This is a genomic window from Cryobacterium sp. M91 (assembly GCF_002929615.1).
In the GTDB taxonomy this organism is placed as follows: Bacteria; Actinomycetota; Actinomycetes; order Actinomycetales; family Microbacteriaceae; genus Cryobacterium; species Cryobacterium levicorallinum.
Map to the genome: position 1 here is coordinate 88,286 of NZ_PJJT01000085.1, position 25,712 is coordinate 113,997.

Genomic DNA, 25,712 nt, shown 5'->3' on the forward strand with positions numbered 1-25,712 from the left:
AAAGAAGGGCCCACGCTTCGCGTGCGGCCCTTCTTTTGGTTGTTCGGACTGTGCGGCACAGACCGGACCGCTACTGACGAATGAGGGCCGTTCCGGCAATCTTGTCGTGGAAGCCGCGCTGATCGGAATCCCAGACCAAGGCGGGAAGCGCGATCCCGAGCAGCAGCGAGCGCACCACCGGCCGCCACAGCCCGATCCAACCGCCGTGAATGGAGATGAGCCGCAGGCCAACGAGCCGGTGGCCGATACTGGCCCCGATGGTCGGAATAAACACGATCTGCAGGATGACGAAGATGATTAGGTTCGCGGCCGGATCGTAGTTGAAGAAGATCGCCGACACCGCGATCGCGATGGCCCAGTCGATGGCGAAGCCCAGAATTCGCCGTCCAGGCCGACCGATCGAACTCGGCCCGTGCTGGGGTAGCCCGAGGCGCTCCCCCGGCCATTTGCTCGGTGGCACTGGACCAAAAGTGTTCGGGCGGGAGCTGGAGTCTGGCACCCGATAAGTCTACCGAGCAGGCTCCCCTGTAACATGTGTGAAACATAAGCGTCACGGACAAGTAACGCAGCGCTACTAATCTCAATAAAGCCGATGTGTCCGATTCGGCTATTTACACGCCCACGTCGTCTGGAGTTTATCCGCATGTTCCGCGATTCGTCAGAAGTGCTCAAATTCATCAAAGACACGGACGTCAAGTTCCTTGACATCCGTTTCACCGATCTTCCCGGTGTGCAGCAGCACTTCAACATCCCGGCATCCACCGTTGATGAAGAATTCTTCACCGTTGGCCAGATGTTCGATGGCTCGTCGATCCGCGGTTTCGCGTCGATCCACGAATCCGACATGCAGCTCATCCCCGACGTGTCGACCGCATACATCGACGCCTTCCGCACCGAGCGCACGCTCATCATGCTGTTTGACATCTACAACCCGCGCAACGGCGAGATCTACTCCAAAGACCCGCGCCAGGTAGCCAAGAAGGCTGAGAAGTACCTCGCTTCCACCGGCATCGGCGACACCGCATTCTTCGGCTCCGAAGCCGAGTTCTACATTTTCGACGACGTGCGTTACGAAGTTAACCAGCACACCAGCTTCTACTCCGTCGACTCCAGCGAAGGCGCCTGGAACTCGGGCAAGAAAGAAGAAGGCGGAAACCTCGCCAACAAGACGCCATTCAAGGGCGGCTACTTTCCGGTCAGCCCGGTCGACCAGCACGTCGACATGCGCGACGACATCTGTCTCAAGCTGATCGAAGCCGGCCTCATCCTCGAACGCAGCCACCACGAGGTCGGCACCGGCGGCCAGGGCGAGATCAACTACAAGTTCGACACCATGGTGCACGCGGCCGATGACCTGCTCAAGTTCAAGTACATCGTCAAGAACACCGCGCACGACTGGGGCAAGACGGCGACCTTCATGCCCAAGCCGTTGTTCGGCGACAATGGCTCTGGCATGCACACCCACCAGTCTCTCTGGGCCGACGGCAAGCCGCTGTTCTACGATGAGGCCGGCTATGGCGGACTCTCCGATGTGGCCCGCTGGTACATCGGAGGCCTGCTAAAGCACGCTCCGGCAGTGCTCGCGTTCACGAACCCGACGGTGAACTCCTACCACCGCCTCGTTCCCGGCTTCGAAGCACCGGTCAACCTGGTCTACTCGGCCGGCAACCGGTCAGCGTCCATCCGCATCCCGATCACCGGCACCAACCCGAAGGCCAAGCGCCTCGAGTTCCGTGCACCCGATGCCTCCGGCAACCCGTACCTCGCGTTCGCCGCGCAGCTCATGGCCGGCCTCGACGGGATCAAGAACCGCACCGAACCGCACGAGCCCGTCGACAAGGACCTCTACGAGCTGCCGCCCGAAGAAGCCAAGAACATCCCCCAGGTTCCGGCTTCGCTCGAAGAAGCCCTGCAGGCCCTCGAAGCGGACCACGACTTTCTGCTGGCAGGAAACGTCTTCACCCCTGAGTTGATCGAGACCTGGATCGAGTACAAGCGCGAAAACGAGATCAAGCCGCTCGCTCAGCGCCCGCACCCATTCGAGTTCGAGCTCTACTACGGCGTCTAAGCCCAGCGTGTGAGAAAAGGACCGCATCCTCGGATGCGGTCCTTTCCTCGTAGCTGACGTCCCCGCGCAGGCTCAGCCGGCCGTCGGGCCCGGGCGCTCCACCGGGCCATAGAACAAACGCTCAAACACGGCGCGGGCGCGCCGCGTGACGGCGAGGTAGTCGTCTTCCAGCTGATTGCCCGACCCCGGTGGGTATTCCATCACGCGGGCGATGCCTTCGAGGGCTGCGCGATCCGTCGGGAGCACGTTCGAGGTGTGATTGGTCCACAGGGTGATGGCCGAGCGCGCGCGGGACGCGAAGACCCAGGCGCTGCGCAAGACCGCGGCATCCGCTGCCGGAATCAAACCCGCAGTCACTGCCTCGGTCAGGGCGTGCAGAGTCGACGTCGTGCGGAGCGCGGGAATGGCCGCGGCGTGCTGCAGTTGCAGCAATTGCACGAGCCATTCGACGTCGCTGAGCGACCCGCGTCCCAGCTTGAGGTGCCGGTTCGAGTCGGCTCCCTGCGGCAGACGCTCGTTCTCGACCCGCGCTTTGATGCGGCGGACCTCACGCACGGCCTGCTCGCTGATATTGCTCGGATACCGCACCTCGGCGGCCACGGCCTCGAAGTCGCGCAGCAGAGCGGCATCCCCGGCGACTCCGCGGCCGCGCAGCAGCGCCTGGGCTTCCCAGGTGAGCGACCAGCGCCGGTAGTAGGCCTGGTACGACTCAAGCGACCGCACCACCGGCCCATTGCTGCCCTCCGGGCGCAGGCCGATGTCCAGATCCAACGGCAGGCGGGCGTCATCGCTCAGCCGGTTGAGTTCACGAACGATAAACCTGGCACGCTCGTTGGCGGCTTCACCCTCAAGGGTGCCGGCACGAAAGACATACATGACATCGGCGTCGGAGCCGAAACCGAGTTCAGCACCACCGAAGCGGCCCATTCCGACAACCGCAAATTCAATGCCATCGGGAGAAGCGGATGCTGGGCTCTCAGCCGAATCGCTGAGTTCGCCGCCGCGAATGGCCGCGATCACTCCTTGGATATAGGTCGCATTGACATCGGTGAGGCCCTGACCCAGTTGGTCGAGGTTGATCTGGCCGAGGAGCGAGGCGAAGGCCAGGCGGAGCATCTCGCGCCGGCGCGCCGCCCGAAGGATGGTGCTGGCGGCATCCGCACTTTCGTGTCGGCCGAGTACCGCGCGTGTTTCGTCCCGCAGGGCCCTGAGTGGACGAGGCTGCAGGTCGTCCTCGTCTTCCAACCAGGCCACCGCTTCGGGGATCTTCTCGAGCAGTTCCCCGATGTAGCGGCTGCCGGACAGCACGCGGGTGAGTCGCTCCGCAGCGCCGGACGAGTCGCGCAGCATGCGCAGGAACCAGTAGGTCGAGCCAAGGTTGTCGCTGAGCCGCCGAAACGCGAGAAAGCCATAGTCGGGGTCAGCCCCCTGGGACAGCCACTGCAGCAGGACGGGCAGCAGATGACGCTGAATTGCCGCGCGTCGTGAGACCCCACCCGAGAGCGCCGCGATGTGGGCGAGGGCGCCCTTGGTGTTAAGGAAACCAATCGCGGCCAGCCGAGCCTCGGCCTGCGCACTGGTCAGATTCAGACCCTCGGCCGGCAGTGAGGCAACCGCCGAGAGCAGCGGACGGTAAAACAACCGCTCGTGCAGGCCGCGCACGCGTTGCTTGGTCTCTGACCAGCGGATGGTCAGCCCCGCAGCGCTCGTCGCCAGACCGGTCGACCGGGCCAGCACCCGCAGGTTCGCCTCGTCCCGGGGGACCAGGTGGGTGCGGCGCAGCTTCTGCAGCTGCAGCCGGTGCTCCATCAGGCGCAGCACGCGGTAGTCCTGGGCGAATTCGGTCGCTTCGGCCCGCCCGACGTAGCCGGCCGTGGCCAGTGCGGTCAGGGCGGGGAGGGTGCCGGCCTGGCGCACCTCCGGATCAGTCTGGCCGTGCACGAGCTGCAGCAGCTGCACCGTGAATTCGATATCGCGCAGGCCTCCCGGCCCGAGCTTGAGCTGCACATCGACCTCATCGTCGGGGATATTGTCGGTGACGCGTTCCCGCATCCGCTGCACGGACTCGACGAAATTCTCGCGGCTGGCGCTGTTCCAGACCTTGGGTGTGACGGCGTCGATGTAGCGTCCCCCGAGCTCGCGGTCCCCCGCGAGCGTGCGCGCCTTGAGCAGGGCCTGGAACTCCCAACTCTTGGCCCAGCGATCGTAGTAGACGAGGTGGGATTCGATCGAACGCACGAGCGCACCGCTCTTGCCCTCCGGGCGCAGGTTGGGATCGACCTCCCAGAGTTCCGGTTCGACAGCGGACTCGTTGAGTGCACGCATGATGAGTACGGCCAGCCGGGTCGCTATTTCGACGGCGCGGGAGCTTTCCAGCCCGACCGTGTGATCACCGTCGGCGACGAAGATGACATCGACATCACTGACGTAGTTGAGTTCACTCGCGCCGGCCTTGCCCATACCGATAATCGCCAGCCGGGTCGCGCGCACCTGTTCGGTGGGGAACACGCCGCGGCCGGCCGACTCGCCGCTGCACATGGTGCGCGCGACAGCGAGGGCGGCCTCGAGAGCCGCCGTCGCGAGGCCGGACAGGGTGCGGGCCACGCCGTCGAGCCCGGCCACGGGGTCATCTTGTTCGAGGTCGAAGGCCGCAAGTTGTGCTAGCCGGCGGCGGTATCGCACCCGAAGGGCGATCCAGGCCTCCTCGTCCACCAGGCGGGAGAATCCGTCGCTCGCGCCCACCGAGTCCAACAGGTCGCGCACCAGGTCATCGACGCTGGGCAGCACGGCCAGCGGTACCTTGAGGACGGACAATTCGTTCGGGTGTCGCAGGAAGAATTCGGCGAGGCCACTCGACGCCCCGAGAACCCGGAGCAGACGCCCGGCCGCAGCGCACGACTGCAGCAGGTGGAACAGTTCAGCGGATCCCTGCCGGAGCAGCGCGACCAGCGCGACCAGCGCAGCATCCGGACTGGCCGTTTTCGTCAGGAGCGGAAGCAGCTGGTGCGTGTCGGTCAACCGGTCGGTCGCCTCGGACGCGCTGTGTGGGCTGCTCGCACCGAGGCGCTCGACCTCGTCGAGCCGACCGCGCACCTCTGTGAGGTCCACGAACCCGACCCGAACAAGCTCGGTCAGTGTTAAATACGAACGCTCCATCGCGGGTGATTCCTTCGATCATCGACAGGGTTGCGAGTTAGAGCATCTCCAGATTTTTCTGCAGCTCGAACGGAGTGACCTGCGACCGGTAGTCGCGCCATTCCTGGCGCTTGTTCAGCAGGACGTAGTTGAAGACCTGTTCCCCGAGCGTCTCCGCGACGAGTTCGGACTCCTCCATGAACTGAATGGCATGGTCCAGGCTCGCCGGCAGCTGAGTGTAGCCGAGGGCACGGCGCTCCGTGTCGCTCAGGCTCCAGACGTTGTCCTCGGCTTCGGGCGGCAACTCGTAGCCCTCCTCGATGCCCTTGAGGCCGGCAGCCAGCATGAGCGAGTAGGCGAGGTAGGGGTTGGCCGCTGAGTCGATCGCGCGGTACTCGACGCGAGCGCTCTGGCCCTTGTTCGGCTTGTACAGCGGTACTCGCACGAGGGCCGAACGGTTGTTGTGGCCCCAGCAGACAAAGCTCGGGGCCTCGTCGCCGCCCCACAGCCGCTTGTAGGAGTTGACGAACTGGTTGGTCACCGCGGTGATCTCCGGCGCGTGCTTCAGCAGTCCGGCGATGAATTGGCGGCCGATCTTGGACAGCTGGTACTTGGCACCAGCCTCGTAGAACGCATTCGCGTCGCCCTCAAACAACGACATGTGGGTGTGCATGCCGGATCCGGGGTGCTCAGACATGGGCTTGGGCATGAACGTCGCGTAAACGCCCTGCTCAATGGCGACTTCCTTGACCACGGTGCGGAAGGTCATGATGTTATCGGCGGTGGTCAGCGCATCGGCGTACCGCAGGTCGATCTCATTCTGGCCGGGTCCCGCTTCGTGGTGGCTGAACTCCACCGAGATACCCAGGTCTTCGAGCATGCGCACGGACCGGCGACGGAAGTCGTGCGCGGTGCCGCCGGGAACGTTGTCGAAGTAGCCCGCCGAGTCGACCGGGATCGGCCCGTTCTTGCCGTACTTCGAGGACTTGAGCAGGTAGAACTCCACCTCGGGGTGGGTGTAAAACGTGAAGCCGCGGTCGGCTGCCTTGGCCAGGGTGCGCTTGAGCACGTTGCGCGGGTCGGCCACGGCGGGCTGCCCGTCGGGCGTGGTGATGTCGCAGAACATGCGGGCGGTCGGGTCGACCTCGCCGCGCCACGGCAGAATCTGGAACGTGGTGGGATCCGGGTGAGCCAAGACATCCGCTTCGAAAGAACGGGTGAGACCTTCGATGGCCGAGCCATCGAAACCGAGGCCTTCGTTGAAGGCACCTTCAACCTCGGCGGGCGCGATGGCGACCGATTTCAGGGTGCCGACGACATCGGTGAACCAGAGTCGAACGAACTTGATTCCTCGCTCCTCGATGGTCCGAAGAACGAAGTCGCGCTGCTTGTCCATTCACGCTCTTTCTGATTGCTCCAACTTTAATAACTACTGCCTAGGCTACTGGCTCCAAGCACGATTGCTTGCCTGACTAAACTTGTCGCATGCCAGAGTTGACAGTGCCAGAGCCCATAGTCCCTCCCGCCGATGTCCCGGTTCAGCAGCCGTATGGACACGCTCCCGAGGGCCCCAAGCGGGTACGCACCAGACATTTCCAGACCGCGAAGCTGCAAGGCATCCCGATTACCGGCCTGACCAGCTACGACATGCTCACCGCACAGATTTTTGATGAGGCCGGTATCGACTTTCTCCTGGTCGGTGATTCGGCCGGCAACAACGTCTTCGGTTACGAGACCACCCTGCCGGTCACCGTTGACGAGCTCATTCCGCTGACCCGCGCCGTGGCGCGCGCGGTCAGCCGCGCGCTCGTCGTCGCGGACCTGCCGTTCGGGTCCTACGAGAGCGGTCCGGATCAGGCCCTGGCCACGGCTGTGCGGTTCATGAAGGAATCCCAGGCGCACGCGGTGAAGCTGGAAGGTGGGGAGCGCAGCCACAAACAGATTCGGCGCATCGTGTCGGCCGGCATCCCGGTGATGGGGCATATCGGCTTCACCCCGCAGAGCGAGCACGGGCTTGGCGGTCACATTATCCAGGGCCGCGGCGAAGCGGCCGAAGCACTCATTATCGACGCCCTCGCCGTTCAGGAGGCCGGTGCCTTTGCCGTGGTCCTCGAAATGGTCCCGGCCTCGGTCGCTGCCCAGGTGACCGAACGCCTGTCGATCCCGACTATCGGGGTCGGTGCCGGACCATCCGTTGACGGTCAATTGCTGGTCTGGACCGATTTCGCCGGCATGACCAGCGGCCGGGTACCAAAATTTGTGCGCCAGTATGCTGACGTGCGAGCGGTGCTAACGGATGCCGTGCAACGGTTCACCGCCGATGTCGCCTCCGGCGCCTACCCGGCTCCAGAGCACAGCTATGAGTAACGCGCCTTCGGGCCGTTAGCGAGCGTCTCGCGCGTCGTCCTCAGACCACTTGGCGCTGTTCGCCCGCAGCTTCTCCAGGGCGTGGGAGGCGTCCTCGCGGGTATTGAACGGACCGACCCGATCCAGCGACGCCGACTGCAGGCCGTGCTCGACCTCGCCGGTGCGCATGTTGTACCAGAATGCGTGTTCTTTGTCCTCGGCCATAAGCTTGATCCTATGCCTAAGGATTCAATCGGTCACCTCATCCCGGGAACGGTGTCATCGACCCGTTCCGTTCCCTCCCAGATCGTTCGCCCGGAGTACGTCGGCAAGACCGGCCCGAGCCCGTTCACCGGCTCCGACGTCTACTCGGCCGAGAAGATCGAGCTCATTCGTGAGTCGGGCCGCATCGCCGCCGAGGCCATTGCCGCTGTCGGCCGGGCAATCGTTCCCGGCGTGACGACCGAGGAACTCGACCAAATCGGTCACGACTACATGGTCGCCAACGACGCCTACCCCTCGACGCTCGGCTACCGCGGCTACCCGAAGTCGCTGTGCAGTTCGGTGAACGAGGTCATCTGCCACGGAATCCCCGATAACACCGTGCTCGAAAACGGTGACATCGTGAACATCGACATCACCGCCTTCAAGAATGGCGTGCACGGCGATACCAACGTCACCTTCATCGTCGGCGAAGCCTGCGAAGAGGTCACCCTGTTGGTCGAGCGCACTCGCGAGGCACTGGCCCGCGGCATCAAGGCCGTCGCCCCCGGCCGGCAGGTCAATGTGATCGGCCGCACGATCGAGTCCTATGCGAAACGGTTCAACTACGGCGTGGTGCGCGACTACACCGGGCACGGCGTCGGCGAAGCCTTCCACTCCGGCCTGATCATTCCGCACTATGACGCCCCGCAGTACGACACCGTGATGGAGGTCGGCATGGTCTTCACCATTGAGCCGATGCTCACCCTCGGCACGAGCGACTGGGACATCTGGGATGACGACTGGACGGTCCTCACCCGCGACCGCAGCATCACGGCGCAGTTCGAACACACCATCGTGGTGACCGAACGGGGCGCCGAAATTCTGACCCTGCCCTGACCGCTCTTTCGACCAGATAGGTTCACTTCATGACTGCAACGACGGCAATCGGCATCGACATCGGTGGCACCGGAATCAAGGGAGCCGTCGTCGATCTGTCGACCGGTGACCTGCTCTCGGAGCGGGTGAAGCTGCCGACACCCAAGGGCGGCCGACCGCAGGACATCATTGAAACCACGCGCACGCTGCTCGGGACGGTGTCCCAGGGAGTCGGCGACCTGCCGGTCGGCATCTGTTTTCCCGCGGTTGTCAAGAACGGGCACACCATGTCGGCGGCGAACGTGTCGTCGAAGTGGATCGGCCTGGCCGCTGAGGCATTGTTCGAAAAGAGCCTGGGGCTCCCCATCCACTTCATCAACGACGCGGATGCGGCGGGATACGCCGAAGCGCAGTTCGGGGCGGCGAGGGACGTTGCCGGCGTCGTACTGCTAACCACGCTCGGCACCGGAATCGGTTCGGCGCTGCTCAATGACGGTGTGCTGGTTCCGAACACGGAACTCGGCCACCTGCAAATCGACGGTCACGACTATGAGACCCGGGCGGCGTACTCGGCCAAGGAACGCGAGAACCTCAGCTGGGACAAGTGGGCGTCACGCCTGCAGAAGTACTACACAACCCTGGAACTGTTGTTCACTCCCGACCTGTTCATCGTCGGCGGCGGCGTCTCCAAACATCACGAGGACTTTCTGCCGCTTCTGCGCCTGAAAACCAGGATTATCCCGGCCGTGCACCGCAACAACGCCGGCATCCTCGGTGCGGCCGCCCTCGCCGCCAGGTTCCCCGGCTGATTCGCACCAGCTGAGGCGCACCGCTCAACGTCAGCAGGACCGACATCACTTTTGTGGTGTCGGTCCTGCTGACGTTTGAACTAGACGAACGCTACCGTGCCATCCGTTCGTCGACGGGGTCGTCCTCGGAAACTCGCTCAGACTCCATCGCACGCTGGCGACGCTTCATCCAATAGGACAGAGCGAAGATCACGATCAGCGAAACGTAGATGGTTGCCGCGATCGGTGACGCGATGAGCGCCGTTGGATCCCCCTGCGAGATCGCGAGCGACCGACGCAGCTGGTTCTCAAAGATCGGGCCAAGAATGAGCCCGACCACCATCGGCGCGATCGGGTAGCCGTAACGCCGCATGAAGAAGCCCAGCACGCCAACGACGAGCAGAATACCCACGTCAACCGGCGTGAAATTGAGCGAGAAGGCACCCAGCCCGGCGAACACCAGAATTCCGGCATACAAGTACGGGCGCGGGATCTGCAGAATCTTGACCCAGATGCCCACCAACGGCAGGTTGAGAATCAGCAGCATCAGGTTGCCGACGTACAGGCTGGCGATGAGCGTCCAAACCAGTGCGCCCTGGGTTTCAAAGAGCAACGGCCCCGGTTGAATCTGATAGCGCTGGAACGCGACGAGCATCATCGCGGCCGTGGCCGTCGTCGGAATTCCCAGGGTCAGCAACGGCACCAGAACTCCGGCCGCCGCCGCATTGTTGGCCGATTCCGGGCCGGCGACGCCCTCGATGGCGCCCTTGCCGAACTGCTTCTTGTTCTTGCCCTTGGCCAGTCGACGTTCGGCCGCATACGAGAGGAAGGTGGCGACATCCGCTCCCCCAGCGGGAATCGTACCGATCGGAAAGCCGATGAAGGTGCCGCGCAGCCACGGCTTCCAAGACCGCTTCCAGTCGTCCTTCTTCATCCAGGTCGTCCAGCCGCCGGTGACCGGAATCACCTTGACCGGACCGTGCCGCAGCCGGGACGCCACGTACATGGCCTCGCCGACGGCGAACAGGCCAACGGCGACGAGCACAACGTCGATACCGTCGGCCAGAAACGGATTACCGAAGGTGTAGCGCTGCTGACCGGTGAGGGCGTCGACGCCGATCAGCGCGATGAACAGACCGAGGGCCAGTGAGGCCAGCCCACGCAGAACGGATGCCCCGAGCAAGGCTCCTACCGTGAGGAAGGCGACAAGCATCAGAGCCACGTACTCAACCGGCCCGATTTGGATGGCGAACTCAGCCACAAACGGTGCCAGGAAGCTCAGCAGCACCGTCGCGAGGGTTCCCGCGACGAACGACCCGAGAGCTGCCGTGGCGAGAGCCGCAGCGCCCCGCCCGGCCTTGGCCATCTTGTTGCCCTCGAGGGCCGTCACGATCGACGCCGACTCCCCCGGGGTGTTGAGCAGGATCGATGTCGTTGACCCGCCATACATGCCGCCGTAGTAGATGCCAGCGAAGACGATGATGGCCGCTGTCGGTTCGAGGCTGTAGGTGATCGGCATCAGCAGGGCAATGGTCATGGCCGGGCCGATGCCCGGCAGCACGCCGATGGCAGTGCCAATGAAGACCCCGCCGAGGGCGTAGAGCAGATACATCGGCTGCATCGCGACGCTGAAGCCATTCATCAGGTTGATGAAGTTATCCATTGAAGATGGCCACCCCTTCCAGGAGGAAACCGGCCGGCAGGGACACGCCGAGGAGGCCCGCGAACACGAATTGCAGAATCAACGCCAGCACGATGCCGGTCAGGGCGTTCCGCCACCAGGGCTTGGCGCCGAGTGACCAGGCCGCGCCGAAGAACAACACGGCGGCCGCGACGGGCCAGCCAAGCGGCACGATCAGCACGATATGAACGATGACGAAGCCAACCAGTTTCAAGACCGTGAGCCAGTCGGTTTTGATGCTCGGGTCAACGTCTTCGCCCTCTTCAGCGACGCCGACGTGGCCGCGCAGCAGCTGGAAAATCAGGCCGACGCCGATCAGGACGAGCAGTCCGGAGACCACAAAGGGGAACGCGCGGGGACCGATGTCACTGGCTGATGGCGGCGTGCGGATATCGGCGCCGGCCACGAAGCCGACGACTCCCAGGCTGAGGATGACACACGCGAAAACTATTTCTCCGACGGGCCGGGCGGGAGCAGCCCAGTGCGGGCCACCCCCGCCCAGCGACTCGGCTGTGGGAACGGTCATCGGGTTACAGCAGACCGATGTCTTTCAGCGTGACCTTCACCGTCGCGATGTCTTCGGTGAGGAAATCGGCGAACTCGTCGCCGATCATGAAGGCATCCGCCCAGTTGTTATCGGTGAGGGTGGTCTGCCAGGTGTCGGTGGCGTGCAGGTCTTCCATCAGCGTGGTGAGGACTTTCGCCTGTGCGGCATCGATGGATCCGGGGGCGACCACTCCGCGCCAGTTCGTCAGCACAACGTCGATCCCCTGCTCGGTCAGTGTTTCGGTGTCGGGAAGCTGCGGGGCAGCATCCGATCCCGACACGGCCAGGGCCCGTAGCTTGCCAGCCTTGACCTGCTCGGCATACTCGCCGACGCCGGAGATGCCGGCGTTGACCTTGTTGCCGAGCAGCGCGGCCAGGGACTCTCCGCCGCCCGAGTAGGGGATGTAGTTGAGCTTGTCAGCGCCGATGCCCTGTTCCTTGAGCATCATGCCGGCCAGAATATGGTCAGCACCGCCGGCCGATCCGCCGGTGATCGAGACGGCCTGGCCGGTCTCGCCGATGTCGTCGAGCAGATCGCCAATGGTGTCGTACGGGGAATCCGCCGGAACGACCACGACGAGCGGTTCGTCGGTGAGGCGGGCGATCGGGGTGGTGTCTTCGATGCGGTTGGCCGCGCTGTTCGTTTCGACAGCACCGACCATGACGTAGCCCATGACCATGAGGGTGTTGATGTCCTTCTCGGTCTTCATGGCGGCGAGCCCGTTGGTGCCGCCGGCGCCGCCGACGTTGACGACGGAGGCGCTCGTCACGAGGTCGTTGGCCTGCAGGTCCTTTTCGATGGCCCGACCGGTCTGGTCCCAGCCACCGCCCGGGTCGGCTGGAACGATGATGTTGAGCTTGTCGATGCCGGCTGCTGCCTCATCGCTGCCGCCGCTGGTCGCTGCCGGGGTACTGCACCCGGCGAGTAGCAGAACGGATGCTGCCGCCGTCACGATCAAACCGGTTCGACGCGTCCCTGAGCCTTGTTTCATGCTGTCTTCCTCTATTCACTTCACTGTGATGCGTATGGCTACGCTGTGCCCCAGCGTATGGAGCCCCATCGGCCCGCGGAAGAATTCGGTCATAGTGCGCATATTGGTCATTACGGACAGCGCCCGTCGGATTGCACGCCTGGCCAGATGGGAGAATGGGAAAATGATTCAGTCGATGTCGCTGAGAACACAGTTGTTCTTTCTGCAACTCTTTATTGTTCTCATCGTCGTCCTCGTTGCCGGGTCGGTCGCCATCCGCTTGCAGGAGCAGCAGATTCGTGATGCCTATCAAGCCCGCATGGTGGGAGTCGCGCAGTCGGTGGCCGAGCTGCCCGCGATCGTGGATGCCTTTGACGATAGTGATCCCAGCGCCACCATTCAGCCCATTGCCGAGCTGATCTCCGAGGCCGCCAATGTGACCTACGTCGTCGTTACCGACGACACCGGCGTGCGCTATTCGCATCCAAACCCGGCCATGATCGGCCACGTAACCTCGACCGATCCGTCGATTGCGCTGTCTGGTGCGACCTATGTCGGCACGCAGACCGGCACGCTCGGGGAAACCTGGCGGGTCAAACTACCCATCTACGACGAGTCCGGAGTCATCATCGGCATGGCCTCGGTGGGAATTCTGGAGCAGACGCTGCGCGCCGACCTATACAAGGTGCTGCCCGAACTGGTGATCTGGCTCCTCGGGGCTGCCCTGGTGGGAACAGCCGGGGCCACGATGATCTCTCGGATGGTGTGGCGCCGGATCCACCGGCTGGAGCCCGAAGAGATCGCCTCCCTGCTGGAGACCCGCGAGGCGATGCTGCACGGTATCGGCGAGGGCCTCGTCGCGGTGGATGCCGCCGGTTCCGTCGCGCTGGTCAACGACGAGGCTCGCAGACTTCTCGGCGCGGACGATGACTCGGTGGGGCGTCCGGCGACGGACGTGGTCGGTGCGGAACTGGCCAGGATGCTGGCCGAGAGCGGGGAAAGCGATGAGACCGTGCTCGTCGGTGAACGCGTTCTGCTGGCGCGGTCCAACGATGCCGCCGTCGATGGTCGACTGGTCGGCCGGGTATTGATTCTGCGGGACCGGACCGAGCTGCACCAGCTTCTGCAAGACCTGGATGGCGCCAGGGATGTGACGCAGGCTTTGCGCGCCCAGGCCCACGAATTCGCCAACAAGATGCATGTCATTTCGGGGTTAATCGAACTGGGGCGCACCGAACAGGTGGTGGATTTCATCACTCGCGCCGGGCACGGTGGTTCCGTGCTCTCCCGTGCGCTCTCCCCCGGCATCACCGACCCCGACGTGGCGAGTCTGCTCATGGCCAAGAGCACCATCGCAGCGGAGAAGGGCATCAATCTGGTAATCGACGAAAATTCCACTCTGGCACCCGATGGAACGACGGATCCGGTCACTGTACTCGGCAATCTCATCGACAATGCTATGGAGGCGATCGGCTCCGACGGCACCATCCACGTTCGCCTCAGTGAAGAAGGGACCGGTGCCACCATCGTCGTTTCCGATGACGGCCCCGGAATCAAGGAGAAGGACCGCGTGCGAATATTTGAAGCCGGCCAGTCCACCCGGGACGCCAGCCGCCCCGGAGCACGCGGTTTCGGCTTGGCACTCGTGCAGCGCGTAGCCGTGCGCCGCACCGGATTCGTCACCTCCAAGCCGTCGCAGCACGGCGGAGCAACCTTCACTGTGTTCCTCGCTGCCGTACCATCTTCGCCCGACCCCATTGGAACCGCCTCATGACACTCATTCGCACGGCTCCCGTTTGCACGGCTCTCATCCGCACGGTCGTCATCGACGATGACCGTGCAGTCGCGGGAATTCACACCGGTTTTCTGCTCGCTCACGGTGGGTTCGAGATCGTCGGCGTCGCCTATACCGGCACCGACGGCCTCGATCTGATCACGAGGCTGAAGCCAGACCTGGTGCTGTTGGACATCCATCTGCCCGGTATATCCGGCATCGAGGTGCTGCGGGCTGCGCGTAATCTTCCCGGCGACCCGGTCGATATCATTGCCATCACCGCTGCCAGGGAGCTCGATACCGTGCGGGCGGCGATGGCCGGTGGGGTCATGCATTACCTGGTCAAACCGTTCACCTCGACCGTGCTGCTCGAGCGACTGGACCAGTACGTTCAACATCGGCTGGACCTGCACGAACACGCCGCCGTAACAGCATCGATGCTCGACCAGGCCCGAATAGACCGGATGCTGCAACCCGGCACGGTCGCGCCGCCAGCCAGTGCCCCTGGGCCCACCGGGTTGGCGCTGTCCAAGGGACTGTCCGAGGTGACGCTCGACGCCGTCGTGGCCACGCTCAAGCGCGCCACCGTGGGCATCTCGGCCAGCGACGTGGCCCAAAACCTGGGTCTGGCTCGGGTGAGCGCCCGCAGATATCTTGAATTCCTGGTCGCCGCCGAACGTGCCGGCATCACCCAAAAATATGGTCACGCCGGGCGTCCGGAGAAGCTGTATCACTGGACCGCGGGGTGAATGAAGTGGAATGGGCCGGCTAGTACGCCGGGTTCTGTCCAGGTGCTTGCGCACCGTCGACGGCCATCTATCTCGTGACTACGTTGCCGCAGCCCTCTAGCGGTCTACCCGAAAGCTCGGCGAGCCGCCTCAACGCTTTCTGTCTGACCTTGCTCCGGACGAGGTTTACCGAGCCGACCAGGTCACCCTGGCCTCTGGTGGTCTCTTACACCACCGTTTCACCCTTACCCCCAGCTCGCGCTGGTGGCGGTCTACTTTCTGTGGCACTGTCTCGCGGGTTACCCCGGGTGGGTGTTACCCACCATCCTGCTCTATGGAGCCCGGACGTTCCTCGGCATCCGCTAGACCCGAAGATCTCCCGAATGACGCGACCGTCTTGCCGACCCATTCCGAGTACAAAGCCTACCGGGCGAGCAGGCGACGTGCGAACCGGCGCTAGATTCCGGACTCTTCGGTGCGCACCAGCACGGCGCCACAGTCGGGGCAGAAGATGACCTCGTCCGCCGGAGCCTGACGGGCATCAGCGAGGTCGCTCCCGGTCAGGGTCATCGTGCATCCGCTGCAGGTGCGGGCACGCAGCAGCGCCGCGGCGTTGCCGTGGCCGCTGATGCGCAGGCGCTCGTACAGGGCAGCGAGGTCATCGGGGATGGTAGCCGCGATCGTCGCGCGATCACGGGTCAACTCGCCGAGCTGACGGTTGAGGTCGACCAGCGACTCATCCCGAACGGCTTCCGTCGCGGCGACCCGCTCGGCGATGGCGTCGCGTTCCTGCTCCACCACAGCGACGGCCGCCTCGTGCTCTTCCTGGCGCTCAAGCACGGCAATCTCAATCTCCTCGAGATCGAACAGGCGCTTCTTGAGTGAGGCCACCTCGGAGTCCAGGGCCTGGATGTCCTTGATCGATGAGGTGTTCTGCAGGCGGTCGGTATCGCGGGCAATGCGCTTCTCGACGACCTCAACGTCGCTCTCGATGCGTCCCAATTCGGTGCGCACGTCGTCGAGCTCGCCGGACCGGCCGAGCAGCTTCATACGGCTGGCCTCAGCCTCCCGGTTGAGCGCGGCAAGCTCGGTGTGCGCCGCGAGTGATTTTGACTGGTGGCTGAGCTGAAGAACCTTGATGTCGAGGGCCTGAAGCCGCAGAAGTTCTTTCTGCTGGAGTGGTGATGCCTTCACGATGTCCTGACCTAACGCTGGAATTGAGTTGTACTGACGAAAGAAAAAAGAATTAGTGCACGACGGAAAAATCCCACGGGTCGGTGTTCAACTCACTCACCGTGACCGACACCCCCGGCAGGCTCGCCCGCAACTGCACGGCCGCCGGCTCCAGCCAGAGCCATTCGCTGGCCCAGTGTGCGACGTCGATGAGGGCGGGTCCGCCGACGCAGAGCGCCTGCTCGCGTGCCTCCTGCGCAGGGTGATGGCGCAGATCGGAGGTAATGTAGACATCTGCTGCCAGCACCTGCGGATTGCGAAGCAGGGAATCACCGGCACCGCCACAGAGAGCAACCGTCGTGATCGGGGCTGCATAGTCACCGGCGACGCGAACCCCGGAAGCCGTGGCCGGCAACAGGGCCAGCACGGTGTGTGCCAGGTGTCCGAGCGTGGTCGGTTTCGGCAGACGACCAACCCGTCCGATGCCGGTGCCCGGCACAGCGCCACTCGTGATGGGCAGTGCGTCGATCAGCCCCAGCCGACTGGCGATCACGTCGGACACGCCGTCAGCAACCACGTCTGCGTTGGTGTGGGCGGCCAGCAGGGCACAGTCGGCGCGAATCAGCCGGCTGAGCAGTGCGCCCTTGTAGGTGTCCTCGGCGATGCTCGTGACACCGCGCAGCAGTAACGGATGATGCGTCAGCAACAGGTCGGCGCCGGCCGCAATAGCCTCGTCGACCGTGTCAGCGACGGTATCGACGGCCAAGTGGATGCTGCGAATCGGCCGGGCCGGATCGCCACTGACCAGCCCCGGTGCATCCCACGCTTCGGCACCGCCCGGGGGCCAGAGGGTATGAGCGACGAGGGTAACGTCGGCGAGCGAGAATGGCACCCGTTCAGCCTACCGGGCGACCGGTGCCAAGGTTTCGCGGACACGACGCAACCCGATGCGGCGGATCCGCGAAAAGATAGGTCAGTAGTCGAACTCGTCGAATTGCGCGGCAGCCGACTCCTCTCGGGTCCACGCCGCCGGAATCATGGCTCCGGTTTGGGCCTTGCGGTGCAGAAAGTCCGTGGTTTCCGGTTCGACCAGTTCTGGCGACAGACTGTCCGCGGTGACGCTGACCAGCTGACTCGCGGAACCGATCAAAAACTGAGCACGAAGGAGAATACCGCCGTCGCCCATGACCGGTATATCAACGACGTCGACTTGTCGACGGTTACACAGTGCCTCGGCATACAGCAAGACCGCATCAGCCAGATCGCTGCCGGTAATTACTGACCCACCGGGGTGAAATATACGTTTCATGATCTCCCTCGCAAGCTCACGTTTAGTGCGTGTGCGGCCAGGGTCCGGGGCGGCCAATACCATTATACGCCCGCCCAGCATAAACGGGAGGTCAGTCTCAGCTAGTTCGCAACTAGTCGCGGCTTTCGCTGCAACGCTACAGGATCAGTACGCGATTGACGATGCGCTCGGCCACATCGGCCAGTGGAAGACCGTTATGACGGGCATACTCGCTAATCTTGTCGAAGGCATCGCCCATGTGCACCCCGTGGGTGTACGCCACGACGCCCTTGGCCTGTTCGATCAACACTCGACTGCTCAGCGCGTGCTGAAGTTGCTGGCGCACGATGTCGCTTTCGCGAATAGCCCGCTCCTGCAGGATGCCGATGGTCGCGACATCTGCGAGTGCCTGCACCGTGTTGGTGTCGGCCGTACTCAAGCCGCCGGTGCGATCCCAGAACAGATTGAGTGAGCCGATGGTCGTTGCCCGCAGGCGCAGCGGTACGGCGTGCATCGAGGCGAAGCCCTGGGCGAGTGCCCCCTGGCGAAACTTGGGCCATTTATCGCCCGTGCTGTCGATGTCGGGAACGGCGACGGCCAGCCCGGAGGTGAAACTCTCAACGCACGGGCCGCTCCCGGCTCGCAGCTGCAGAATTTCGACCAGGCGGCTGCGTTCGTTGGTCGACGCCACGACTTCCAGCTCGCCGTCACCGGCCGACAAGATGATGCCCGCCGCCGAAGGCTCCAGCAGGGCGGCGCATTTCTCAACCAGGGTGTGCAAGAGGTCGACGACATCGTAGTCGGCGACGAGTGTGTCGGCCAGGGTAACGAAGGTCTCAAGGAGTTGACCTTCCCGGGCTTTTTGTCACCATATTTCCATTCTAAGACTCGGGAATCGACGAGAAATCCAATCGTCGTGTCACTACATCTGCGGCGACTTCCCGAACAGTTCGTCCATGAGCAAAAGCATGTCCATGAATTATCAGAAGCGCGTCGGCCGCGGAAAGATTGAGCTGGGCCAGAACCACCCCGGTCGCTTGATGAACGACACGCCGCGAATATCCTTCATTATCTTCCAGATTTGTTTTCAATGTTTGCGCGGTGAGGGATCGACGCAAGACCTGGAGCGCGGCGATCTGTGCGAGCACTTCCGCGTCCAGAATCTGCGCGGGTGTGAGGCCGCCGGAGCGGGTCGAAAACAGCGAGACAGCTCCGATATCGACCGACCCCATGATGAGTGGAAAGGCGTAGACAGCGTGCACTTCGGTGTTCCGTGCGGCTTTCATCAGCGCCGGCAAGGTCGCGCCCGACGACGTCGCAAAGTTGTCGACGAGTACGGGCCGTCTGGTGGCCAGCGCCGCCCAGGCAGGCCCCTCACCCAGGTCGAATTGCAGCTCGTCGAAGTGGGCCGCCATGGCATTGCTCGCGCTCGCGGTCTCGGACCCAAACGGGGCCCCGAGCGTGCACACCGCTGCGGCATTGACCGGCAGCACCTGCATGAAAGGGGCACAGATACTGGTGCGGCTTTCGTGAGCGAGCGACAGTTGTTCGACCGCGGCCCCGAATGCCAGCCGATCAGGCACAACACACCAGCCCAACCCAGAAGCCCTGCATCGATCGTGTCATTCGACCTCACGATCACAAGTCCTGGAAGAATTCTCTGTGGGCCCTACCGGTCTCGAACCGATGATATCCACGGTGTAAAAGGTCCGGTCGCAACCAAATTCAATGAGAATCCGCAAGAACACGAACTTTCGAGAGACTGCGCATTTGCGGTAACTTGCCCGAAATCCGGGATTGTGGCGAATCCTGCTGCTGGAACACCAACGCCTCGCCAACTCAAAACACCCAGCAGATTTGTTCTGCCTGTACGCATCACTAGCCGAGCATAACGAGCTTGGCGGCACCGAACACCGGCGGTGCCGCTGGTCGTGACCCGGGGCTCCCACGGACCGAAGGCATCAGGCCCTCATGAGGCCACGGGATGCACGCGTCCAGAGGACCTTCTCCCCACGGGTTCTGGTCGCGCTCTCGGCCGTTCTGCTGTCCGTTGAACCACGCTTGCGATGAACAAGCGTCCGGCAGGAATTCGGATCGAAATCCACCGCGAGGGGTAGGCCATGGCGACGCATGCGCACCGTATCGCCATGGCGGCCACACCCTGGTCGATTTGTACTTCCTTGCCAAAGTGTGTAGGGGCGGACTACGGTTCGAACGTTCGATTCAAAATTCCGCACCGAAGGAGTGTCATGGTCAAATCACCTGCCATTCGCGCTGGACTGACGCTGGTGTCCGTCGCAGCGTTGATCCTCGCCACAACATCCGTTGCATCGGCCCGACCCGGGGACGACGGCTCGATATCGACCGCCGACGGCGCTCGCGACGCCCACCAGCACGGCGGAACGGCCGGTCATCTGCCGGCAACACAGTCCAATGTCAACGTAGTCTCCAAACTGAAGATGAAGAACGCGGTGCCTGAAAAGATCGCCGACGTGGGCGTCTTTAAGAATTATGCCTACCTTGCTGCGTGGGGCGTCGTATCGTGCACCTACAACGGGGTGCACGTCGTGGATATCAAGGACCCCGCGAAGCCGAAGGAGGTCGCGTTTATCCAGTCCAAGGAGGGCAGCTACCCGGGCGAGGGTGTCCAGGCCCTTCAACTCGATACGCCAGCCTTTACCGGCGACGTGCTCGTCACCAACAATGAGAAGTGCAAGGACAAAGCAGGTTTCGGCGGCATGAATCTCTATGACGTGACGAATCCCGAGCACCCCACACCACTCGCCGTGGGCATTGGCGATTCAACAGCCGATGGTCAGGGCAAGAAGACCGCCAACCAGACCCACAGCGTCTTCGCCTGGGATGCCGGCGAGAAGGCGTACGCGGTCATCGTTGACAACGACGAGGGCACCGATGTCGACATTATGGACATCACCAACCCGAAGAAGCCGTTCCTGACCGCCGAATACGATCTGGACAAGACCTTTCCGCAGATCCTCCAAAACGCACCGGCGAACCTGACCGACGTGTTTCTGCATGACCTCGTCGTCAAGCAGATCGACGGAAAACAGGTGATGCTGTTGTCGTACTGGGACGCCGGATACGTCACGGTCGACATGACCGACGTGCACACCCCGATCTATATCGGCGATACGGACTTCACCAACCCCGACCCGCAGCTTCAGGAGTCGGCTGGCCTGATCGAGAAGCCCGAAGGCAACGGCCACCAGGGCGAGTTCACCCTCGACAACAGGTTCATAATCGGTGCCGACGAGGACTTCGCGCCCAACGGCGCGGAGGGCACCACGGATGATTCCGCGACGCCGTTTCAGATCTCGCAGGGCAGCGACACCCCGCAGCTGCAAGGCGGCGAGTCGCTGACCGGTGATGCCGTCTACGCGGGACAGGCATGTTCCGGTGATCCGATTGTGCTACCAGCACCGGTCACCGCAAGCGGCAGCCAGATCGCGATCGTCACCCGTGGCCTCTGCGCGTTCACCGAGAAGGTGGCGAACGTTGAAGCGGCCGGAGGCTACGACGGAATCGTCATTATCAACCGCGAGGGTTCCGACGGATGCGGCGCGTTCGGGATGAGCGTTGCCGGCACCATCTCGACCTCTTCGGTCGACCGTCAAACCGGATTCGGTTTCTTCGACCTCGAGGCCTCGTACGATAACGCGGCCTGCCTCGCCGGTGCTGCCAGCGTGATTCCCGGCCTGAGCCTAGGCGCCGTCGGAGACCTCGTTTCCGTGCGCGCGTTCTTTGACGGTTGGGGTTATGTGCACCTCTTCGACAACTCGACGGGAAAGATGTCCGAGCTGGACACCTATGCAATTCCCGAAGCCATGGACCCGGCCTACGCTGCGGGCTTCGGCGACCTCTCGGTTCACGAGGTGGCCACGTCCAAGCAGCGGGCCGACCTGGCGTACTTCTCGTATTACGCGGGAGGTTTTCGAGTGACCAAAATCATCGACGACAAACTCGTCGAGACGGGTCGCTTCATTGACCAGGGCGGCAACAACTTCTGGGGTGTGGACGTGTTCGAGAACAACGGCGTCGAATACGTTGCCGCCAGCGACCGTGACTTCGGGCTCTACATCTTCCGATACACGGGAAACTGAGCCGACAGCTTGATCTGAATTACCCACACGAAATCGCTCCTGAGAACCCCTCAGGAGCGATTTCGTGCGTCCCGGTGCGCCGTAGGAGCCGTCGGGCCATCTCGACCCGCCGGGTCAGCGGGGCAGCACCAGGGCACCGTCGATGTGACGGGGAATCGTGTCGTGATGCTGAGCCCATGACACCCGAACCCCCGTCGAGAAGCCGTTGAAGACCAGACGACCCACGGTCGGTGCGACCGTGTCGCTGATCTGACGCACGAGATCGGGCTCGTTGCTGCTGTGGTGCTCGGTGGCGGTCAGCGAGGCGCCGCCGTCCGACAAAACGCGAATCATCGCCATGTCCACAATATGAACGCCAAGTCGAACCACGGTGAGCTGAGCGTCGCGGAGACTGCGTATTACTCAGATGCTTACTCTGATCAGGCATTTATACTGTGGGCCCTACCGGGCTCGAACCGATGACATCCACGGTGTAAACGTGGCGCTCTACCAACTGAGCTAAAGGCCCCGACGACGACTCAAGGTCACCGGGTCTGTTCAGTATAGGTCAGAGGGCGGGTACGAGCTGTCCAAGGGCTGCCCGGTAGGCGTCGATCGGACGAGCTTCGCCCGGTGCTGTGATGAAACTGGCCCGAATGATGCCGCTCGGATCGATCAGGAACGTGGCGCGGTTAGCGAAGCCCTTGTCCTCGAGAAAGACGCCGTATTCTTTCGCAACGGCGCCGTGCGGCCAGAAATCGGCCACGAGGTCGAAGGTGTATTTTTCCTGCTCACCGAAGGCCCGCAGTGCATGACGGGAATCCACCGAAATTCCGATGAGCTCGACTCCGCCGTCTTCAAACAGGGCCAGGTTGTCACGCAGTTCACACAGTTCGCCACTGCAGATGCCGGAGAACGCCAGCGGGAAGAATACCAGAGCGACGGATTTGATCCCCCGATACTGGCTCAACTGAACCGTTTCACCAAACTGATTGATGAGCTTGAAATCGGGGGCCTGGGTGTCATTTTCGAGAGCGATGAGAGCTTCTTTCCTCGGTGCCGGGCGCATGGATTGGCCGGTGACACACTCTAGCTCTGCAATATGTCCGGTGTCACAGCGGACACGCATTTTGGTTCAGCCACGCCCGCGCACGGACAAGTTGCGAAATCTGTAGGCTTACATGGTGCCGCCGGTTGCAATCCAACCTGCTCTGTTACGGCACCTGTCACCGTTGTGTTCAAGCCGCGGGGCATCATCGCTGCATATACCCCAGGCTGCATCAACCACAGAGGAGAGGTCGACTATGACGGTCAACGACCAGGACCCGTATTCGACGAACAACGCCGACTCAGATCCGGAGGAGACTGCTGAGTGGTCGCAATCCCTCGATTCGCTCGTTGCCGAACACGGTCACGAACGCGGGCGCGAGATCATGCTGAGCCTGTTGAAGCGCTCGAAGGAGCTGCACCTCGGCGTGCCAATGGTTCCGACGACGGACTACATCAACACCATTGCTACGGAGAACGAACCCGATTTTCCCGGCGACGAAGACATCGAGCGCCGCTACCGTGCCTGGATCCGCTGGAACGCTGCCGTTCTGGTGCACCGGGCCCAGCGCCCCGGCATCGCCGTCGGCGGGCACATCGCGACGTACGCGTCATCCGCTGCCCTCTACGAGGTCGGTTTCAACCACTTCTTCCGCGGCCAGGACCACCCGGGCGGCGGCGACCAGATTTTCATCCAGGGCCACGCCTCCCCCGGCACTTACGCGCGCGCCTTCCTCGAGGGCCGCCTGACCGAGAACCAACTGGACGGTTTCCGCCAGGAAAAGTCGCATGCCCCCGACGGCATCTCTTCGTACCCTCACCCGCGTCTGATGCCGGAATTCTGGCAGTTCCCCACCGTGTCGATGGGCCTCGGCCCGATCAACGCGATCTACCAGGCGCAGCTGAACCGCTACCTGACCAACCGCGGCATCAAGGACGCGAGCGACCAGCAGGTCTGGGCGTTCCTCGGCGACGGCGAAATGGACGAGGTCGAAAGCCGCGGCCAGCTGCAGGTCGCCGCCAACGAGGGCCTCGACAACCTCAATTTCGTGATCAACTGCAATCTGCAGCGACTCGATGGCCCGGTGCGCGGTAACGGCAAGATCATCCAGGAGCTGGAAAGCTTCTTCCGCGGTGCCGGCTGGAACGTCATCAAGGTCGTTTGGGGTCGCGAGTGGGACAACCTGCTCAAGAATGACGTCGACGGCGCCCTGATCAACCTGATGAACGTCACGCCCGACGGCGACTACCAGACCTACAAGGCCGAGAGCGGCGCCTACGTGCGTGAGAACTTCTTCGGTCGCGATCCGCGTGCGCTCAAGCTCGTCGAACACTTGAGCGACGACGAGGTCTGGAACCTCAAGCGCGGCGGCCACGATTACCGCAAGGTGTACGCCGCGTTCAAGGCAGCGTCCGAGCACCAGGGCCAGCCCACCGTCATCCTGGCGAAGACGATTAAGGGCTACGGCCTCGGTCCGAGCTTCGAGGGCCGCAACGCGACCCACCAGATGAAGAAGATGACCCTCGACAACCTCAAGTCGTTCCGAGACAGCATGCACGTGCCGATCACGGATGCCCAGCTCGAGGAAAACCCGTACCTTCCGCCGTACTACACCCCCGGCAACAAGGACGAGGCGATCGAGTACATGCACGAGCGTCGTCGTGCGCTCGGTGGTTACCTGCCCGAACGTCGCACTAAGCACGCCAAGCTTAACCTTCCCGGCGACGACACCTACAAGGTCGCCAAGAAGGGTTCAGGCACCCAGGAGATCGCTACGACGATGTCGTTCGTGCGGCTCCTCAAGGAGCTCGTGCGGGCCAAGGACTTTGGCAATCGCATCGTGCCGATCATCCCCGACGAAGCACGCACCTTTGGTATCGATGCGTTCTTCCCGACCGCCAAGATCTACAACCCCAACGGCCAGCACTACACGTCCGTTGACCACGCCCAGCTGCTGTCTTACAAGGAGAGCCCGCAGGGCCAGATCCTGCACGTGGGCATCAACGAGGCCGGCGCCGCCGCAGCATTCACCAACGTCGGTACGTCGTATTCCACCCAGGGTGAACCGCTCATTCCGGTGTACGTTTTCTACTCCATGTTCGGATTCCAGCGCACGGGCGACGCCCTGTGGGCAGCGGGCGACATGATGACCCGCGGGTTCATCATTGGCGCTACGGCCGGGCGCACGACGTTGACCGGAGAAGGCCTGCAGCACGCCGACGGCCACTCGCCGCTATTAGCGTCGACCAACCCGGCCGTCGTCTCGTATGACCCCGCCTACGGGTACGAGATCGGCCACATCGTGCGCGCCGGCCTCGAGCGCATGTACGGCGGCGCCCACACCGACCCGAACGTCATGTACTACATCACCGTCTACAACGAGCCGGCCGTGCAGCCGGTCGAGCCCGAAAATGTCGACGTTGACGGCATTTTGCGCGGTATCCACCGGGTGAGCGCGTCGACGGTCAGCGGACCGAAGGCCCAGTTGCTGGCCTCGGGTGTTGCCGTTCCGTGGGCACTGGAAGCTGCGAAGCTTCTCGCCGACGACTGGGGCGTTTCGGCCGATGTCTGGTCGGTCACGTCGTGGACGGAGCTGCGTCGCGATGGCTTGGCCGCCGAGGAACACAACTTTCTCAATCCCGACGACGAGCCACGCATTCCGTATGTCACCTCGAAGCTCGAGGGAGCTGCCGGCCCGTTCGTGGCCGTGTCGGACTTCATGCACGCCGTTCCCGACCAGATTCGCCAGTTCGTGCCGAGCGACTTCGCCACCCTCGGCGCCGACAGCTTCGGCTTCTCGGACACCCGCCCGGCAGCGCGTCGATTCTTCAAGATCGACGGCCCGTCGATGGTGGTGCGCACTCTCGAGCTGCTCGCCCGCCGCGGCGAGGTCGACCGAAGCCTGGCCGGCCAGGCCATCGCAAAGTATCGCCTGCACGACGTGAGCGCGGGCACCACCGGCTCCGCCGGGGGCGAGAGCTAAAAG

Annotated in this window: 22 protein-coding genes, 1 tRNA gene and 1 other RNA gene; 8 read left to right on the forward strand and 16 right to left on the reverse strand. The window is 63.2% G+C overall.

Going from position 1 to position 25,712, the window contains the following annotated elements:
• Positions 1–70: 70 nt before the first annotated feature.
• Positions 71–499 (reverse strand): RDD family protein, encoded by a 429-nt coding sequence (locus CXY80_RS10650; protein WP_104132503.1) that lies wholly within the window; start codon positions 497–499, stop codon positions 71–73.
• Positions 500–643: 144 nt separating this feature from the next.
• On the opposite strand from CXY80_RS10650, the gene glnA reads away from it, so the two are divergent.
• Positions 644–2,068, forward strand: coding sequence for a type I glutamate--ammonia ligase (gene glnA / locus CXY80_RS10655; protein WP_092448643.1), 1,425 nt, complete (start codon positions 644–646; stop codon positions 2,066–2,068).
• A 72-nt stretch (positions 2,069–2,140) separates the two neighbouring features.
• Here glnA and CXY80_RS10660 read toward each other — a convergent pair whose 3' ends face one another.
• Positions 2,141–5,224: a bifunctional [glutamine synthetase] adenylyltransferase/[glutamine synthetase]-adenylyl-L-tyrosine phosphorylase gene (locus CXY80_RS10660; RefSeq protein ID WP_104132504.1), complete on the reverse strand. Its 3,084-nt coding sequence runs from the start codon at positions 5,222–5,224 to the stop codon at positions 2,141–2,143.
• A gap of 37 nt (positions 5,225–5,261) precedes the next feature.
• Complete coding sequence (locus CXY80_RS10665; protein WP_092108031.1) at positions 5,262–6,599, reverse strand: glutamine synthetase family protein; 1,338 nt, start codon at positions 6,597–6,599, stop codon at positions 5,262–5,264.
• An 89-nt stretch (positions 6,600–6,688) separates the two neighbouring features.
• Between CXY80_RS10665 and panB the strand changes: the two genes are divergently transcribed.
• The gene (panB, locus tag CXY80_RS10670) at positions 6,689–7,570 is read left to right on the forward strand and encodes a 3-methyl-2-oxobutanoate hydroxymethyltransferase (RefSeq protein ID WP_092448645.1); all 882 of its coding nucleotides are present in this window, start codon (positions 6,689–6,691) and stop codon (positions 7,568–7,570) included.
• Between the two features lie 15 nt (positions 7,571–7,585).
• On the opposite strand, the gene CXY80_RS10675 is transcribed toward panB, so the two are convergent.
• Positions 7,586–7,774, reverse strand: coding sequence for an SPOR domain-containing protein (locus tag CXY80_RS10675; protein ID WP_104132505.1), 189 nt, complete (start codon positions 7,772–7,774; stop codon positions 7,586–7,588).
• Between the two features lie 12 nt (positions 7,775–7,786).
• Between CXY80_RS10675 and map the strand changes: the two genes are divergently transcribed.
• Both map and ppgK read left to right on the forward strand, forming a co-directional pair.
• The gene (gene map / locus CXY80_RS10680) at positions 7,787–8,650 is read left to right on the forward strand and encodes a type I methionyl aminopeptidase (RefSeq protein WP_092448730.1); all 864 of its coding nucleotides are present in this window, start codon (positions 7,787–7,789) and stop codon (positions 8,648–8,650) included.
• A gap of 29 nt (positions 8,651–8,679) precedes the next feature.
• Complete coding sequence (ppgK, locus tag CXY80_RS10685) at positions 8,680–9,438, forward strand: polyphosphate--glucose phosphotransferase (protein ID WP_092448647.1); 759 nt, start codon at positions 8,680–8,682, stop codon at positions 9,436–9,438.
• A 91-nt stretch (positions 9,439–9,529) separates the two neighbouring features.
• Here ppgK and CXY80_RS10690 read toward each other — a convergent pair whose 3' ends face one another.
• From CXY80_RS10690 to CXY80_RS10700, 3 genes are read right to left on the reverse strand one after another with little or no spacing between them, the layout of a single operon-like run.
• On the reverse strand, positions 9,530–11,080 hold the full coding sequence (locus CXY80_RS10690) for a tripartite tricarboxylate transporter permease (RefSeq protein ID WP_092448648.1): 1,551 nt from the start codon (positions 11,078–11,080) through the stop codon (positions 9,530–9,532).
• Positions 11,073–11,624 (reverse strand): tripartite tricarboxylate transporter TctB family protein, encoded by a 552-nt coding sequence (locus tag CXY80_RS10695; RefSeq protein WP_104132506.1) that lies wholly within the window; start codon positions 11,622–11,624, stop codon positions 11,073–11,075. Before CXY80_RS10695 ends, CXY80_RS10690 begins: the two co-directional genes overlap by 8 nt.
• A gap of 4 nt (positions 11,625–11,628) precedes the next feature.
• Positions 11,629–12,636: a tripartite tricarboxylate transporter substrate binding protein gene (locus tag CXY80_RS10700; RefSeq protein ID WP_104132507.1), complete on the reverse strand. Its 1,008-nt coding sequence runs from the start codon at positions 12,634–12,636 to the stop codon at positions 11,629–11,631.
• A 175-nt stretch (positions 12,637–12,811) separates the two neighbouring features.
• On the opposite strand from CXY80_RS10700, the gene CXY80_RS10705 reads away from it, so the two are divergent.
• Positions 12,812–14,389, forward strand: a complete 1,578-nt coding sequence (locus CXY80_RS10705) for a sensor histidine kinase (RefSeq protein ID WP_233195258.1) — start codon at positions 12,812–12,814, stop codon at positions 14,387–14,389.
• Entirely contained in the window at positions 14,386–15,138 is a 753-nt protein-coding gene (locus CXY80_RS10710; protein WP_104132509.1) for a response regulator, read from the forward strand. The genes CXY80_RS10705 and CXY80_RS10710 overlap by 4 nt, the downstream gene beginning before the upstream one ends.
• 7 nt (positions 15,139–15,145) lie before the next feature.
• On the opposite strand, the gene rnpB is transcribed toward CXY80_RS10710, so the two are convergent.
• The 6 genes from rnpB to CXY80_RS10740 all read right to left on the reverse strand — a co-directional run bounded on the left by rnpB (position 15,146) and on the right by CXY80_RS10740 (position 19,161).
• An RNA gene (gene rnpB / locus CXY80_RS10715) (RNase P RNA component class A) lies at positions 15,146–15,525 on the reverse strand.
• Positions 15,526–15,573: 48 nt separating this feature from the next.
• Positions 15,574–16,311: a zinc ribbon domain-containing protein gene (locus CXY80_RS10720; RefSeq protein WP_092448653.1), complete on the reverse strand. Its 738-nt coding sequence runs from the start codon at positions 16,309–16,311 to the stop codon at positions 15,574–15,576.
• A 52-nt stretch (positions 16,312–16,363) separates the two neighbouring features.
• The gene (locus CXY80_RS10725) at positions 16,364–17,182 is read right to left on the reverse strand and encodes a Nif3-like dinuclear metal center hexameric protein (RefSeq protein WP_104132510.1); all 819 of its coding nucleotides are present in this window, start codon (positions 17,180–17,182) and stop codon (positions 16,364–16,366) included.
• An 81-nt stretch (positions 17,183–17,263) separates the two neighbouring features.
• Positions 17,264–17,599, reverse strand: a complete 336-nt coding sequence (locus CXY80_RS19125) for a hypothetical protein (RefSeq protein ID WP_134443923.1) — start codon at positions 17,597–17,599, stop codon at positions 17,264–17,266.
• Positions 17,600–17,735: 136 nt separating this feature from the next.
• Positions 17,736–18,401: a GAF and ANTAR domain-containing protein gene (locus tag CXY80_RS10735; RefSeq protein WP_104132512.1), complete on the reverse strand. Its 666-nt coding sequence runs from the start codon at positions 18,399–18,401 to the stop codon at positions 17,736–17,738.
• A 58-nt stretch (positions 18,402–18,459) separates the two neighbouring features.
• Positions 18,460–19,161, reverse strand: a complete 702-nt coding sequence (locus tag CXY80_RS10740; protein WP_104132513.1) for a GAF and ANTAR domain-containing protein — start codon at positions 19,159–19,161, stop codon at positions 18,460–18,462.
• A gap of 666 nt (positions 19,162–19,827) precedes the next feature.
• Between CXY80_RS10740 and CXY80_RS10745 the strand changes: the two genes are divergently transcribed.
• Positions 19,828–21,699: a PA domain-containing protein gene (locus CXY80_RS10745; RefSeq protein WP_104132514.1), complete on the forward strand. Its 1,872-nt coding sequence runs from the start codon at positions 19,828–19,830 to the stop codon at positions 21,697–21,699.
• Positions 21,700–21,813: 114 nt separating this feature from the next.
• Here the strand turns inward: CXY80_RS10745 and CXY80_RS10750 are convergent, their stop codons facing one another.
• From CXY80_RS10750 to CXY80_RS10760, 3 genes are all read right to left on the reverse strand, one after another.
• The gene (locus tag CXY80_RS10750) at positions 21,814–22,038 is read right to left on the reverse strand and encodes a hypothetical protein (RefSeq protein ID WP_146070720.1); all 225 of its coding nucleotides are present in this window, start codon (positions 22,036–22,038) and stop codon (positions 21,814–21,816) included.
• 96 nt (positions 22,039–22,134) lie between these two features.
• A tRNA-Val gene (locus tag CXY80_RS10755) sits at positions 22,135–22,207 on the reverse strand.
• Between the two features lie 39 nt (positions 22,208–22,246).
• On the reverse strand, positions 22,247–22,717 hold the full coding sequence (locus CXY80_RS10760) for a peroxiredoxin (protein ID WP_092448732.1): 471 nt from the start codon (positions 22,715–22,717) through the stop codon (positions 22,247–22,249).
• Between the two features lie 265 nt (positions 22,718–22,982).
• Between CXY80_RS10760 and aceE the strand changes: the two genes are divergently transcribed.
• Positions 22,983–25,709: a pyruvate dehydrogenase (acetyl-transferring), homodimeric type gene (gene aceE / locus CXY80_RS10765; RefSeq protein ID WP_104132516.1), complete on the forward strand. Its 2,727-nt coding sequence runs from the start codon at positions 22,983–22,985 to the stop codon at positions 25,707–25,709.
• Positions 25,710–25,712: the final 3 nt, after the last annotated feature.

Bases quoted from the DNA above. Each gene is read 5' to 3' on its own strand.
- CXY80_RS10705 (WP_233195258.1), top strand. From the start codon at position 12,812: ATGTCGCTGAGAACACAGTTGTTCTTTCTGCAACTCTTTATTGTTCTC.
- CXY80_RS10745 (WP_104132514.1), top strand. From the start codon at position 19,828: ATGGTCAAATCACCTGCCATTCGCGCTGGACTGACGCTGGTGTCCGTC.
- CXY80_RS10690 (WP_092448648.1), bottom strand. From the start codon at position 11,080: ATGGATAACTTCATCAACCTGATGAATGGCTTCAGCGTCGCGATGCAG.
- CXY80_RS19125 (WP_134443923.1), bottom strand. From the start codon at position 17,599: ATGAAACGTATATTTCACCCCGGTGGGTCAGTAATTACCGGCAGCGAT.
- CXY80_RS10675 (WP_104132505.1), bottom strand. From the start codon at position 7,774: ATGGCCGAGGACAAAGAACACGCATTCTGGTACAACATGCGCACCGGC.
- CXY80_RS10710 (WP_104132509.1), top strand. From the start codon at position 14,386: ATGACACTCATTCGCACGGCTCCCGTTTGCACGGCTCTCATCCGCACG.
- CXY80_RS10660 (WP_104132504.1), bottom strand. From the start codon at position 5,224: ATGGAGCGTTCGTATTTAACACTGACCGAGCTTGTTCGGGTCGGGTTC.
- CXY80_RS10695 (WP_104132506.1), bottom strand. From the start codon at position 11,624: ATGACCGTTCCCACAGCCGAGTCGCTGGGCGGGGGTGGCCCGCACTGG.
- glnA (WP_092448643.1), top strand. From the start codon at position 644: ATGTTCCGCGATTCGTCAGAAGTGCTCAAATTCATCAAAGACACGGAC.
- map (WP_092448730.1), top strand. From the start codon at position 7,787: ATGCCTAAGGATTCAATCGGTCACCTCATCCCGGGAACGGTGTCATCG.
- panB (WP_092448645.1), top strand. From the start codon at position 6,689: ATGCCAGAGTTGACAGTGCCAGAGCCCATAGTCCCTCCCGCCGATGTC.
- CXY80_RS10665 (WP_092108031.1), bottom strand. From the start codon at position 6,599: ATGGACAAGCAGCGCGACTTCGTTCTTCGGACCATCGAGGAGCGAGGA.
- CXY80_RS10750 (WP_146070720.1), bottom strand. From the start codon at position 22,038: ATGGCGATGATTCGCGTTTTGTCGGACGGCGGCGCCTCGCTGACCGCC.
- ppgK (WP_092448647.1), top strand. From the start codon at position 8,680: ATGACTGCAACGACGGCAATCGGCATCGACATCGGTGGCACCGGAATC.
- aceE (WP_104132516.1), top strand. From the start codon at position 22,983: ATGACGGTCAACGACCAGGACCCGTATTCGACGAACAACGCCGACTCA.
- CXY80_RS10700 (WP_104132507.1), bottom strand. From the start codon at position 12,636: ATGAAACAAGGCTCAGGGACGCGTCGAACCGGTTTGATCGTGACGGCG.